This is a genomic window from Halomonas sp. DP3Y7-2, from assembly GCF_019800795.1.
Taxonomy (GTDB): Bacteria; Pseudomonadota; Gammaproteobacteria; order Pseudomonadales; family Halomonadaceae; genus Halomonas; species Halomonas litopenaei_A.
In genome coordinates, this window is sequence record NZ_JAHVKJ010000008.1 from 584,350 (window position 1) to 597,111 (window position 12,762).

Annotated in this window: 12 protein-coding genes; 5 read left to right on the forward strand and 7 right to left on the reverse strand. The window is 55.6% G+C overall.

All coding sequences use genetic code 11. The features are described from left to right. Positions 1 to 388: 388 nt before the first annotated feature. Both KUV45_RS12185 and KUV45_RS12190 read left to right on the forward strand, forming a co-directional pair. Positions 389 to 1,450 carry an HlyD family secretion protein gene (locus KUV45_RS12185; RefSeq protein WP_206938389.1) on the forward strand — a complete coding sequence of 354 codons (1,062 nt, stop codon included), beginning with the start codon at positions 389 to 391 and terminating at the stop codon, positions 1,448 to 1,450. After that, a complete protein-coding gene (locus KUV45_RS12190; RefSeq protein ID WP_222163211.1) occupies positions 1,440 to 2,552 on the forward strand; it encodes a DUF2955 domain-containing protein in 1,113 nt (370 codons plus the stop codon). The genes KUV45_RS12185 and KUV45_RS12190 overlap by 11 nt, the downstream gene beginning before the upstream one ends. Before the next feature lie 269 nt (positions 2,553 to 2,821). Here the strand turns inward: KUV45_RS12190 and KUV45_RS12195 are convergent, their stop codons facing one another. Together KUV45_RS12195 and KUV45_RS12200 are read right to left on the reverse strand one after the other, a co-directional pair. Beyond that, the gene (locus tag KUV45_RS12195; protein ID WP_222163212.1) at positions 2,822 to 4,105 is read right to left on the reverse strand and encodes a beta-propeller fold lactonase family protein; all 1,284 of its coding nucleotides are present in this window, start codon (positions 4,103 to 4,105) and stop codon (positions 2,822 to 2,824) included. Positions 4,106 to 4,409: 304 nt separating this feature from the next. Further along, positions 4,410 to 5,360 carry a LysR family transcriptional regulator gene (locus KUV45_RS12200; RefSeq protein ID WP_224852011.1) on the reverse strand — a complete coding sequence of 317 codons (951 nt, stop codon included), beginning with the start codon at positions 5,358 to 5,360 and terminating at the stop codon, positions 4,410 to 4,412. A gap of 101 nt (positions 5,361 to 5,461) precedes the next feature. Here KUV45_RS12200 and KUV45_RS12205 point away from each other — a divergent pair, with 101 nt between their 5' ends. After that, entirely contained in the window at positions 5,462 to 6,529 is a 1,068-nt protein-coding gene (locus KUV45_RS12205; RefSeq protein WP_222163213.1) for an SDR family oxidoreductase, read from the forward strand. Positions 6,530 to 6,606: 77 nt separating this feature from the next. Here KUV45_RS12205 and KUV45_RS12210 read toward each other — a convergent pair whose 3' ends face one another. Beyond that, on the reverse strand, positions 6,607 to 7,875 hold the full coding sequence (locus KUV45_RS12210; RefSeq protein WP_222163214.1) for a Y-family DNA polymerase: 1,269 nt from the start codon (positions 7,873 to 7,875) through the stop codon (positions 6,607 to 6,609). Continuing rightward, entirely contained in the window at positions 7,872 to 8,357 is a 486-nt protein-coding gene (locus tag KUV45_RS12215; protein ID WP_222163215.1) for a LexA family transcriptional regulator, read from the reverse strand. The genes KUV45_RS12210 and KUV45_RS12215 overlap by 4 nt, the downstream gene beginning before the upstream one ends. Positions 8,358 to 9,185: 828 nt before the next feature. On the opposite strand from KUV45_RS12215, the gene KUV45_RS12220 reads away from it, so the two are divergent. Both KUV45_RS12220 and KUV45_RS12225 read left to right on the forward strand, forming a co-directional pair. Continuing rightward, positions 9,186 to 9,920: a hypothetical protein gene (locus KUV45_RS12220; protein WP_222163216.1), complete on the forward strand. Its 735-nt coding sequence runs from the start codon at positions 9,186 to 9,188 to the stop codon at positions 9,918 to 9,920. Then, a complete protein-coding gene (locus tag KUV45_RS12225) occupies positions 9,917 to 12,202 on the forward strand; it encodes a DEAD/DEAH box helicase (RefSeq protein WP_222163217.1) in 2,286 nt (761 codons plus the stop codon). Before KUV45_RS12220 ends, KUV45_RS12225 begins: the two co-directional genes overlap by 4 nt. A gap of 156 nt (positions 12,203 to 12,358) precedes the next feature. On the opposite strand, the gene KUV45_RS12230 is transcribed toward KUV45_RS12225, so the two are convergent. The 3 genes from KUV45_RS12230 to KUV45_RS20465 are packed head-to-tail and all read right to left on the reverse strand — an operon-like array spanning position 12,359 to position 12,754. After that, positions 12,359 to 12,484, reverse strand: coding sequence for an integrase core domain-containing protein (locus KUV45_RS12230; protein WP_222163218.1), 126 nt, complete (start codon positions 12,482 to 12,484; stop codon positions 12,359 to 12,361). A gap of 3 nt (positions 12,485 to 12,487) precedes the next feature. Next, positions 12,488 to 12,613 (reverse strand): integrase core domain-containing protein, encoded by a 126-nt coding sequence (locus KUV45_RS12235; RefSeq protein WP_222163219.1) that lies wholly within the window; start codon positions 12,611 to 12,613, stop codon positions 12,488 to 12,490. A gap of 3 nt (positions 12,614 to 12,616) precedes the next feature. Beyond that, positions 12,617 to 12,754 (reverse strand): integrase core domain-containing protein, encoded by a 138-nt coding sequence (locus KUV45_RS20465; protein WP_374107031.1) that lies wholly within the window; start codon positions 12,752 to 12,754, stop codon positions 12,617 to 12,619. Positions 12,755 to 12,762 lie beyond the last annotated feature (8 nt).

A 12,762-nucleotide genomic window follows, 5' to 3' on the forward strand; every position in this document is an offset into this window, starting at 1 on the left:
AGCAGGTGGCTGCTGTGAAGTGCGCGGTACGGGCCAGGGAAGACCCGAGCATCCAGCGCTACGACTGCTCGAATCAGCAAAGGTTCACCGATGGGAAGATCGTCGACGCGGTGACCGCCAGCAGCCGATGCGTCGATAAATCCGTGGGGAAGGCAGCGAAGAGGAAAGGCAGCGAAGGGGGAAGGTGTCGGGGAAAAATGGCGGGGGAAAGATGGCGGGGCAAATGTGCCTGTTATTGTTACCATGCTAATTAAATGCTAGTCTTCGCGGCCGCCCTGGGCGCTCATCAAGCGAAGCATTGGGCACGTTGACCTGTGCATGGCGCATCACCGCCGCCCCCCAGGGAAGGATGACGGCGAAGTGAGCGATTTCGAGCAAGAGGAACCCCATGACCCCCGATCAGCGCTTCAAGTGGCTAGTGCGCCTGGCCTTGGGCCTGTTTGTCCTGATGTTTGGCTATTTTGTGGTGGCCGATACCTACATGCCGATGACCCCGGAAGCGCGAGTCATGCGTCCGGTCGTGCGTATTGCGCCGGAAGTCAGTGGCCCGGTGGCCCGTGTCGACGTGTCCAACAATGTCCACGTCGAGGCTGGCGATGTGCTGTTTCGTCTGGACCCCGCGCCGTTCGAGCTGGCGCTGGAGCAGGCGCAGCTAGAGCGGGAGGCCGCGCGCCAGGAAAACGACACCCTGGGCGCGAGCATCGCCTCCGCCAGAGCGACCTTGGATGCCGCCAGGGCGCGAGCACAGGAGAGCCGCCAGGAGCGCAGCCGCGGTGAGCGTTTGATTGGCCAGGGCAGTATCTCGCGGCAGCGGCTGGATGGTCTGGTGGCCACCGATCGCCAGGCGCAGGCAGAGGTCAAGGCAGCCGAAGCGGAAGTGGCGCGCCTGGAGGTGGAGCTGGGGGCTGAAGGCGACGCCAACCTGCGCCTGCGGCAGGCCCGTAACGCGGTGGAACAGGCCCGTCTGGACCTGGAGCACACCGTGGTGCGCGCCCAGCATTCCGGCATTATCAGTAACCTGCAGCTGGAAGTGGGCGACTACGCCACCCAGGGGCAGCCGCTGGTGGCGCTGATTTCTGACGAGCTGGACGTGATCGCTGACTTTCGCGAAAAGAGTCTGCGCAAGGTCGCGGCCGGTGATGATGCCAGGATCGTGTTTGATGGCCTGCCCGGCCAGGTGTTCAGCGCCCGGGTCGAACAGCGTGATGCCGGTGTCCGCGATGGCCAGGTCAGCGCCGATGGCAACCTGGCGGACATACCGACCACCGACCGTTGGCTGCGCGATGCGCAGCGTCTGCGCCTGCATCTGACACTGACCGATGACGTGCCTCAACGGCTGCCGACAGGGGCTCGTGCCACCGTGCAGCTGTTTCCCGGTGACCATCCCATCGCGCATCCGCTGGGGGCCTTGCAAGTGCGGCTGATGTCCTGGCTTCACTATGTCTATTGATCGCTCTCGATCCTCTGACAGCGCACGGTCGTCTAATACGCCCGTGCCGAGCGGCAAGCCCGCACCGCGGCCGTCGAAACTCAGCCGCAACGACTTGCGCCAGTGCCTGCGCATCGCGGTAGGCGCTTGGATCGGTTTTCTGGTCAGCCAGTTGATGCATTGGAACTACGGCGTCTTCTTCACCGTGTTTCCGATGTTTCTGCTGGGCATCATCCCCGTGTTCAATGCCCATGTGGTGCGTCAGTTCCTGGGCAATGCCTGTCTTAACGTGGTGGAGATCAGCCTGGTGGTGGGCCTGACCCAGCACCTTCCCGTGGTGATGACCGGCCTGGTGTTCCTGATGTTTCTGGGGCGCTTCACCTTGATGGCGCGCGGGCCGCTGTTCGTGTTTGGTGCCAATGGGGTACTGACCCTCAGCATCATGCTGCATTTTTCCAGCTATCCCGATCTCGACCTGTTTGACCTGCTGACCAGCAATACCGTAGCCAGCCTGTTGGCGGTGGCGATCGCGGCGCTGATGCATAGCGTCTTTCCTGACGTTGACCCGCGCCAGCCGCCTCCGCCCCAGCTCAAGAGCGTGTCGCTGCAGCGTCATCAGGCATTGATTGGCGCGATTACCGCGACACTGTCGTTTCTGGTGTTTCAGCTGCTCGATCTGCGTGATTCCCTGTCGGCGCAGATGGCGACCATCCTGATTCTGTTCGCCCTTGGCTATCACGGCGCCAAGGCGTCTGCTCATCGTCGGGCCATCGGGACCTTGCTGGGCTGTAACCTGGCGCTGTTGCTGCAGTTGATTCTGTTCACCAAGAGCAGTCACCTGCCGCTGGTGCTGCTGGCCTACGGCATTGGCCTGCTGCTGTTTGCTCGCGAGCACGTTATCGAAAAGGCCGGGTCGGGTATCGGCTTTGGCGGGCTGACGACGCTGGGCATCCTGTTTGGCCAGTATCTTCGCCCCAACCAGGACCTGGTGGTGGATGCGCTGTACCGGTTCAGCTCGATGTGCGTCGCCCTGATGGCGACCTTGGTGGCCATGGCCGTGCTGCATCGATTGCTGGATCTGTGGCCGGCGGTATCCAGTCGCGGCGACGACGACCAGGGCTGAGGTTTCTCGGCGGACTTTTAGTGAATGAGTGCTGGTGGGTGAGTGTTAGCGGCTGAGCGGGTGAGTGTTAGTGGATAAACGCCGCTGACGCTGTTGGCATCCTGCTTAAGACGCCCATCGCCTGGCCAGCCTACGCGTACAGATAGGGGCCGTACCTCTACGGCCCCCTATCCGACCCCATCCGACCCCATCCGACCCTATCCGATAGTGTGTCGATACTGTCGTTCGTCACGTCCCGCTGGCGTCAGGCCGTTGGCCTCTATGCCAATCTACTCCTTGCTGGCCAGCGTCTCTTCGCCCGGTACCGGTATGGTCACCAGCCCGTAGGAGTGCACCTCGGCACTGCCCGGATAGGCGTCGACCACCGACAGGCTGCCATCGTCGTGGTCGATCTCGAACACCCAGGTCTTGCCGGTGTTACCGCTGATGACGTTGACATAGTGGCCGTCGGCGCTCAGGTCCATGTCGGCGAAGTACTCGTTGTAGTCCTCGGCCCGATAGGCCGCTTCCTCAAGCAGGGCGATGCTGCCATCGTCCGGGTCGATGCTGTAGGTCGACAGGCTGGACGTGTGGGAGTTGGTGGTCCAGGCGTAGCGTCCGTCCGCCGAGGTGGTGACCCAGCAGGCGGCCTGCTCGCCACCCCAGATGTCGGTTCCCGTCATCACATCCGCCGACACCATGGTGAGCTTGCCGTCGGCGTCGATGTCGTAGGATGACATCGAGCCGGTCTGGCCCTCGTATTCCTGCAGGAAGGGGTACTTGGCCTTGCTTTCATCCGAGGATGGATGGAACTGATAACCCTGGGTGATATAGCGGGTCTCGGTAACCAGCAGGGTACTGTGGCCATCAGGCCGAGTGATCAGCTTGGTGCCGATGGGCAGCGCGAAGAAGCGTTCTTCCGACAGGTGCGGCGACGGAAGGCTGGAGACTGGCGTCTGCGACAGCAGGCCATCGTCGTCGACCGCGTAGACGTGCACCATACCGGTAAGAAAGCCCACCACGGTGAGGTACTTGCCGTCCTCGGTAAACTCCATGCTGACCGGTGAGTCGTCCAGTGCCCGCAGTGAGTTGGCCAGCTCCGTCAGCTGGCCGTTTCCATCGATGGTGAAGCCCTTGATCACGCCGGGCTCGTCGTTGGCCCCATTGGTGCTGGCGACGTACACCAGCCCGGCATGACCATCGATGGCCTTGGGCTTGGCCCCGCCAGCCTCAACCACGTTGTTGAGGGTAAGGGTCAGGTCGTCTTGTACGTGCAGCGATGACAGGGTGCCATCGCCGATGTTGGCCACCAGCACATTGCGGTCGTCGGCAGAGCGCCAGACGCCATATGCCGATCCCAGCGGATCAAGGCCGCCATCCATGCCGTTGCCAGCGCCACCGGTGGGGTATTCGCCGATCTTTTCCAAGGTGCCGTCATCAAACTGACGCCAGGCCACCAGCGAGTTCTGTTGCTGCTGGTTGGTGGCGACGTACACGCCCCCGGTCACTTCCTTGGCCATGGTCGGCAGGGAAACCGAGAGCAGCAGCGCTGTCATTACGACGGGTGTCTTCATAGGGGTGCCTCTTCCTCGGCCTGCTCCTGGGGCTGCCTGTCAAACTGTGCTCGACAGGCGCTTAGTTCAGGTAAATCTTAGGCAAGAATGGCGGCCATGAAGGCTTTTAACTGTCGTCAAACGAGCGTTGCTCGCGGAAGATGCGCAATTCCGTGCTATGGCTAGGCGATGTCCGAAAAGTCGGCGAGCGAAGGTTAGACAAGGCAAAAATCGGTGAAAAAGCGCAGTTTACGGGGTGTAAATGAGCATTTTGATCCTATTTTTAACGCTGTATTACCGAGCGCAGGCACTTTTCAGACGAGCCCTACGGCTCCTGGGACAGGGGGCGGCGGTCCCATGACGGCGGGTCCCCGACCTGTTCCGTGACGTAGTCGACGAACAGCGCCACCTTGCGCGGCCCCAGGCGAGACGCGGCGTAAAGCAGGTGAATGGACCGCTCTTCCGGGGCCACCTCCCACTGCCATTCGTCAAGCAGCGCTACCAGGCTGCCTTCATCCAGCTCCTTGGCGATCATCCAGGAGGGAAACAGCACGATGCCCTGGCCTAGTACCGCGGCGTGGCGAAGGCTCGGCGCGTCGTCACTGTGCAGCGAGCCGTCCACGTCCAGGCGCTGAAAGTCCGCCGCGCCAGGTTGGCGCCAGAACCAGCGCTGGCGGCCGTACTCACCCTGGTAGCGCAGGCAGTCGTGGTCGAGCAGGGCGGCCGGAGATGTCGGGGTGCCAGCTGTCGCAAGATAGTCAGGAGACGCCGCGACGATATAGCGCATGGGCGCCAGCGTGCGTGCAACCAGGTTGGAGTCGGTCAGTGGGCCGACGCGAAAGGTCACGTCGGCTGCGCTGCGCACCGGATCGACGAACTGGTCGGTCAGGCGTAGTTCTATCGTGATCTTGGGGTAGCGCCGGGAGAAGCCACGAATCAACGGCACCACCTGGCGCTCACCAAAGGCGACCGGGGCGTTAATGGTCAGGGTGCCGGCCGGTTCATCCTTGGCCGCGGTGATGTTCTCCGTGGCGGCGTCCAGGTCGGCAAGCACAGGACGAATCGCCTCGATGTAGTGCTTGCCTGCCTCGGTCAGCTCCACCGCGCGGGTGTGACGGTGGAACAGGGCTTGCCCCAGGCTGCGCTCCAGCGTCTGAATCTGCCGTGAAATGGATGACACCGCACGATGGCTGCGGTGTGCCGCGGCGGTGAAGCCACCAGCATCCACGACCAGCCGAAAGGTGCGCAGCGCGTTCAGGTCAATGTTGCTTTTCATGCAATAAACCTTTGCCATCATAGCGATTGTCGCAAGTGTTTATAGGTCCACAATGGGACACCGTCAATCCACAACGACGGCTACCGTCTAGGGATATCTTCATGCAGAAAGGCAACGCACTTGTTGTCGGTGCGACCGGCATCACCGGTGGCAACCTCGCCCAGTACCTCGTCGCCAGTGGCTGGACCGTCTACGGCATGTCGCGCAGTGGCACCACCACCAGCGGCGTCATACCGGTCGCGGCTGACCTGCTCGATCCGCAGGCCACCGCCGACGCCCTGGCAGGGCTGCCGATCAGCCACGTGTTCTACTGCACCTGGACACAGCGCAGCACGGAGCGGGAGAACGTCGAGGCCAATGGCGCCATGATGAATCACCTGTTCGCCGCGCTGGACCCTGCGCGCCTCGAGCACGTGTCTCTGGTGACGGGTACCAAGCAATACCTGGGATCCTTCGAAGCCTATGGTAGCGGCCAGGTGGAGACGCCGTTTCGCGAGTCCGCTGAGCGGGTGCCGGGACCCAACTTCTACTACACCCTGGAAGACATCATGCTGGAGGTGGCGGAACGCTATGGCATCCGCTGGAACGTGCATCGTCCCCATACGGTGATTGGCTACGCCTCCGGCAACCTCATGAACATGGGCACCACGCTTGCGGTATATGCCTCCATCTGCCGGGCCACCGGTCGGCCGTTCATCTTCCCGGGGTCACAGCAGCAGTGGAACTACCTGACGGACCTGACCGATGCCCTGCTGTTGGCCCGCCAGATGGAATGGGCCGCGCTGGCGCCGGGAGCGGCCAACCAGGCCTTCAACACGGTCAACGGTGACACCTTTCGCTGGCGCCGGATGTGGCGGGAGATTGGCGAGTACTTCGGCCTCGAGGTGGGCGATTGCCCCCAGACCCCACAGCCTCTGGCCGAGCAGATGGCCGGTATCGAGGACACCTGGAAGGACATTGCCAAGCGGCATGACCTGGTCCAGGAAGATGTCAGCAAGCTGGCGTCCTGGTGGCACACCGACGGCGACCTTGGCCGCACCCAGGAGTGCGTGAACGATATCAACAAGAGCCGCGAGTTTGGCTTCCACGAGCATCGCGAGACCCGGGCGGTCTTCCTCGACCTGTTCGACCGCTTGATCGCGGAGCGGGTGATTCCACCGGTGGCGTAAGCTAACATCGCTGTCGCCGTACGTTCGGGCCAGGCCATAACAGGCCTGGCCCGCTTGTGTTCTGCCCCTGGGACTGCCTATAGCCTGGCGACCGGCAGCTCGTCCCAGCGGGTGGTGTAGCGGGGTGTGCGGTGTTCGCACTTCAGTTGCCAGGCGGCGTTGTCACTGGCCTTGCCGAGGCTCAGTGCGCCGCGTCCGTGCTTGCGGTTGATCGCGTCCAGAGTATCCATCAGGCGTTCATTGCGCTGGGTATCGGCGCTTTCGCTGGCGAAGATGTCATGCTGCAGGGTGGCCTTGTCCTGCAGGTCGAGGAGCATCACCCCCGCCTTCATGTACTGGTGGCCCTGGCGATGCATGCGTGCCAGCGCCTGGGTCGCGGTGGCCACTATGGCCAGGCTGTCGTCGCTGGCGGTAGGGAGTGGCACCACCAGCGACGGATGATGCTGGGGTTGGTCGGGGCGGTGGCGATTGGTACGCAGAAAGACCTGCACCGCTCGGGCAACGCTGCCCTGGCGGCGAAGCTTTTCAGCACCGCGCGTGGCGTGGGCGCGCACGGCCTGGCGCAGCTGCTCCAGGTCCCCGGTGGGGCGCCCGAAGGAACGGCTGGTCATGATGCGCTCCCTGGGGACATCGCTGTCTTCCGGGGCCAGGCAAGACTCTCCTCGTAGCTCGCGCACGGTGCGCTCCATGACCACGCTGAAGTGGCGGCGCACGTGCTTCGGGTCTGCTTCTCGCAACTGCCAGGCCGTGTGGATGCCAAGCGTTGCCAAGCGCGCGGCACTGCGGCCGGCCACGCCCCACACCTCGGCCACCGGCAAGTGCTCCAGCCAGCGTTGGGTGTCTATGCTGTCCGCTTCCATCAGGCATACGCCATGGCCGTTGGGGTCCTTCTTGGCGCGATGGTTGGCAATCTTGGCCAGGGTGCGGCTGCTGGCAAGACCCACGCCCACCGGAATCCCGGTATGGCGCTGCACCGTGCGTCGCAATTCAACACAGTGGCTGATCAGGCGATCGCTGGCGAAGCCCTCGAAGTCCAGGAAGGACTCATCGATGCTGTACACCTCCACTTGGGGGCAGAAGGTGTTCAGGGTCTCGACAACCCGTCGTGACATGTCCCCGTACAAGGTGTAGTTGCTCGACAGCAGGACGCATTGGCGCTTCAGGCGCTGGTCGATCTGAAAGGCGGGGATGCCCATGGGTACGCCGAGGTCCTTGATTTCCTGACTGCGAGCGATGACACAGCCATCATTGTTCGACAGTACCGCCACCGGCTTGCCGCGCAGGCGCGGATCAAACACCCGCTCGCAGCTGACGTAGAAATTGTTGCAGTCGACCAGCGCGATCATGACGGCGTGCCCTGGTAGGCCGAGCCGGCATGACGGCGGGACGTCCCTTGCGGCAGCGCATGGATGCTGTGCGTCACCACACCCCATACATCGCAGTCGTGGCCGTTCAGGGCAATCGGCGGGTAGGCCTCGTTGGCCGCCAACAGGTAGGGCCGGTCGCCCAGCTTGCCCAGCTGCTTGCAGGTCAGCTCACCGTCCACGCTGGCGATCAGCACCGCGCCCTGGCGCGGCTCCAGCGACCGGTCGACGATCAGCAGGTCGCCGTCGAAGATGCCCAGTTCCTTCATCGACTCGCCCTTGGCGCGCAGATAGAAGGTCGAGCTGGGGTGGGGCACCAGGTGCGCCACTAGATCGAGCTGGCCTTCCAGATAGTCATCCGCCGGCGATGGAAAACCCGCGCGAACCTCGCCAGCCGCCAACGGCAGCGGAGCCCCCGGCGCCCGCTCATCCACCCGACCCAGCACCTCGAGATGCACCGTCATGGTTCCGCCCTCATCGGTATAGCCAAACGAGTAACAAGGTTGATGTGGTGCATGGTGCCTCCCGCAACGGATAAATACTGTTCGTATGTACAGTATCAGCAGCAGAAAGCCTCCGCCAGCCAGGCAGCACCCGGACCAAAGTTGGCTTGGTGGCCCTTCGGTGTGTCCCGGCGGGTGCGGGAGGGGAGGGAAGAGCGAGAGGGAAGGGCGACAGGAAAAGGTGGGAAGAGGTGGCGGTAGGAAGCATTTGAACTGATGTCGAGACCGGACGTATTGGGTAAGCCACTGCTTACCTGTGGAGGTAATGGTCTGCGGGTTTTTTCACGGAGTTAAGTCTGTAAAACGAGATATAACTGTGTGTCACATCTATTTGCCGTAAACAAACGAGATTTTAACGTTCTTAGTACATCGAAGTTTGTCGTCGTATTTAGACAAAAGGAAGGGAGCGAAAACTGGCGACATGGCTTGTTTCGCAGTAGTCTTCGGTAGGTTGTGCTGATTTTGTCGGTGTGTTTGTACCGAGAAGGCTGGCGATGGGAGTAGTAGGGGGGGAGGGCGCATGCGGAATGAGATACAGAGAAGTGGTGTGAGGTGGCCGCTTTCGACCCGAAGTGGTCATGCCAGCAAAGGCAGCAGTGCGTTTGTTGGTGTTATGTAGCCACGTCGACGAAAGTGCACATCAAAATCAATGGGTTGGTGTGGCGGTATAAGAATGTTGAACGCGCGTGCTCGTTAAAATTGCAGAACGCGCGTGTCGTCTAATATCTTTTATGAGCTACAAAACCTTAACATCCGAGTCAATAAACATCACATTGAAAGTTAATCTTTATGATAGATAAACCCGAGTATGGAAGTCATTATTCTGATTTAGATTGGGGATGTGACTACTTTGAGGTAGAAACAGCTACATCGATTGGAAAAATTAAGGTATGCCATGTAGTAGTAAATGATATAACAAAAATATCAGAAGCGTTAACTAAAAATGTGCTTGATACTTCATGGATGACAAGTCTAGATGTAGGTAGTCAACGAGCATATGACAGAACGGTTCAAGAAACAGCCTCTGCTCTAGTTAGGATATTTGAATCTACCGCCATAACTTCTGATGTAGGCAGTGAGTTTGGTGAAGTCATGGTTTCTATTGGATCAACGAAAGCACTTGAGAAAATATTCAAGCATTTTATTTTGCCCATAGCGGAATTATGGAAACCTCAGAAAAAACAAAATGAAGGCTTCGACTTTCATACAGTTTGCTCCGGCGAATTTATAAATTTTGGTGAAGCAAAGTATTCAGGCAGTATTAATCCTCACGGAAACGCAATAAATCAATCCAAAGAATTTATTGAGCAGGAAAAACACCTTAGAGACTATGTCCACTTAAGAGAGTTAGTTTCAGCTACATCCGTTGAAAACCTGAACAATGATAGTTATGGTGTTATTGCTTCATTTTCAATAAATACGGAAGATCCCTTTAAGATTTTAAAAAAAGCTATTGAGTCAGCGCAAGAGAAGTTGAGTTCAGATAGCATAAAAGCAGTGTATTTGGTTGGGGTAAGCAAATGAACATAACCGAAATTGCAGAAGATGCTGAGCCAATTAATGGCATTTCTGAACTATTAGATACTCTTCATAAAGAAGGCCCTGTAAGCTCTGCGATATTAGAAAAGATAGCTTATTATAAAAAGTTTCATAGCGATGCGTTTCAGGAAAATGAAGAAAAAATCATCACTTCTCTCGGACTTTTTTATAAATTACCTGAGTCAAATAATTTGTATTCATTCCTATTGTCGGGGATTGGGAAACAACACAAAGAAGAGTTTGGTGAGTATCTAACTCCTGTTCAGGCTAGCGTAAGAAGAGCTGTTAATGAAAATAAAATAGTTTCTATATCCGCACCAACAAGTGCTGGGAAATCATATTCCATTAGAGACTTTATTGCTGAAGAAGATGGTGATGTTGTCGTAATTGTCCCTTCTAGAGCTTTGATTGCTGAGTATGTCCACACAATGAAGCAAAAGTTCAATGGTGACAAAAATGTGATGATATCCACTTTTGTAGATGTCATATTCAAATCCAGGAATCCTCGAAGAATATTTATTCTTACGCCTGAACGGGGCAGAGATCTATTCTCGATGAACCTAAATTTAAATATCAAAGCATTTTTCTTTGACGAGGCTCAGGTCTCTGAAGAAGGTGAAAGAGGGGTTATTTTCGATGTTCTCGTGCGAAGGGTTAAGACACATTTTGAAGCAGCAAAACTTATTTTTGCACATCCATTTGTAGAAAACCCTGAAGCCCAACTTAAAAAGCATAATGTTCCTGAGGTTGATGGATATTCAAGATCATACACCCATGGTTCTGTAGGAAAAATTTTCATATATCAGCATAAAAATAAAAAATATTATTACTTTTCTCCATTCATTGAGCGTGGTCACCAAATTAAGAAATGTGTAGAACATGAACAAAGGTTCAGTGACTTTGCATTTGATGGAACTCACTCTGTCCTTGTTTATGTATCAAAAGCATCAATCTACAACGGTAAATACATCGAACCGTTCAGAAAGTATATTGATAGTTATGTGAATGTTGATTCACCTGAAGCTGAAGAGATAATCAATACCATTGAACACCTGCTGGGCGCTGATAACGATGAGCATAACTCTGAATTGGTCGCATTATTACGCAAAGGAATTGTGATTCATCATGGTTCAGTACCATTAGAAGTGCGCTTTCTAGTCGAAGATTTAATAAGAAAAGGCCATGCAAAAATTTGCTTTGCGACAAGCACGCTTGCACAAGGTGTTAACATGCCGTTTGATATTGTTTGGCTTGACAACATGCGGATTCTTGGTGATAGCGAACAAAGTAGATCATTGTCATTTAAAAACTTAATCGGAAGGGCTGGCCGGCTATCTAAAAAACCTAAATTTGACTTTGGTTATGTTTTCACAAAAAATCCTCAGCTTCTCTCACAAAGAGTCAATGAGAAATTTCTATTAGATGAACAATCAATTATCGACAATCCAGAAGATATCGATGATCCCGACACTTTGGAACTAATAAATTCAATAGAAGAAGGCAATTTTGATGATGATAAACAAGCATCTCTATCCAAAGTTGAACGTCTTGCCGAGTCAGAAATTCTACAATACTGTGAAGCAATATTAAGCATTATTTATAACGAAGGCTCAATAAAAGATAATCTCTATGGGGCTAAAAATGAACGCAAAAGAGAGTCATTAAAGCGATACTTTAGATATATATATGAAGCTTCAATCAATAGATTTTTATATGATGGTGAGCTCGCAGTATTTCGGCAGGCAATATCTATTTTTCTTCAAGTAATTCAAGGGCGTTCCTTTAGAGAAATTGTTGGTATTCGATATAGTTATATTTCGAAAAAGGATGAGGGCCGGCAAGGATATGCTGCGTTTTCACAGCCAGCTTCTAAATTGCCAAAGAGTACATTGAGGCAAGCGTATTCAATCTTTGAAGCGAATACACTAGCAAAAAATGTTAGCTATGATGCAGTAGTTTTTGACACATATGATTATCTCGATCAAGTTATTTCATTCTCTCTAACTGAATGCTTCATAACTTCATTTAAAGTATATAAGGATCAAACGTCAGACCAGCGCTCTGATAAGATGATAGAGTTGTTACGGTTCGGTACGAACAACACAGTACATACATTGCTAATGCGTTATGGGTTTCCACCTGAAGATATTTCAGAAATATCAAAATACATACTCTACATTAACGAAGATACAATAACATTCAAATCAAATATGTCAGACGCTCCAGAATATATTCGAGAAATGGTAGATTGGTATTTGCCGGGCTAGTCTTATAACAAGTAAATTTAGGTGACGCCTAAGGTGTACCAGATTTAGGCGTAAAAAAGAGAGGGCTGGAACATGATCGATTGGGTGAATATTAGATCTTATGCTATAAGAAAAATTGACTATGACGCTGTAGTGACCCCCTGGTTTCTGCACACCCTACGCCGCTAACGCCGGGTGTGCTCGGGGTGCCACATAGCCTAGAGACTGATGTGGCCGCTCTTCGTTGTAGTACCGGATCCAGCGGCTGATTACCGCTCTGTAATGACCCCCTGGTTTCTGCACACCCTACGCCGCTAATGACGGGTGTGCTCGGGGTGCCACATAGCCTAGAGACTGATGTGGCCGCTCTTCGTTGTAGTACCGGATCCAGCGGCTGATTACCGCTCTGTAATGACCCCCTGGTTTCTGCACACCCTACGCCGCTAATGACGGGTGTGCTCGGGGTGCCACATAGCCTAGAGACTGATGTGGCCGCTCTTCGTTGTAGTACCGGATCCAGCGGCTGATTACCGCTCGGGCCTGGCCCAGCGACTCGAACCGGTGCTGCCAGATGCATTCTT

Bases quoted from the DNA above. Each gene is read 5' to 3' on its own strand.
- KUV45_RS12220 (WP_222163216.1), top strand. From the start codon at position 9,186: ATGATAGATAAACCCGAGTATGGAAGTCATTATTCTGATTTAGATTGG.
- KUV45_RS12205 (WP_222163213.1), top strand. From the start codon at position 5,462: ATGCAGAAAGGCAACGCACTTGTTGTCGGTGCGACCGGCATCACCGGT.
- KUV45_RS12210 (WP_222163214.1), bottom strand. From the start codon at position 7,875: ATGATCGCGCTGGTCGACTGCAACAATTTCTACGTCAGCTGCGAGCGG.
- KUV45_RS12190 (WP_222163211.1), top strand. From the start codon at position 1,440: ATGTCTATTGATCGCTCTCGATCCTCTGACAGCGCACGGTCGTCTAAT.
- KUV45_RS12215 (WP_222163215.1), bottom strand. From the start codon at position 8,357: ATGACGGTGCATCTCGAGGTGCTGGGTCGGGTGGATGAGCGGGCGCCG.
- KUV45_RS12185 (WP_206938389.1), top strand. From the start codon at position 389: ATGACCCCCGATCAGCGCTTCAAGTGGCTAGTGCGCCTGGCCTTGGGC.
- KUV45_RS12195 (WP_222163212.1), bottom strand. From the start codon at position 4,105: ATGAAGACACCCGTCGTAATGACAGCGCTGCTGCTCTCGGTTTCCCTG.
- KUV45_RS12225 (WP_222163217.1), top strand. From the start codon at position 9,917: ATGAACATAACCGAAATTGCAGAAGATGCTGAGCCAATTAATGGCATT.
- KUV45_RS12200 (WP_224852011.1), bottom strand. From the start codon at position 5,360: ATGAAAAGCAACATTGACCTGAACGCGCTGCGCACCTTTCGGCTGGTC.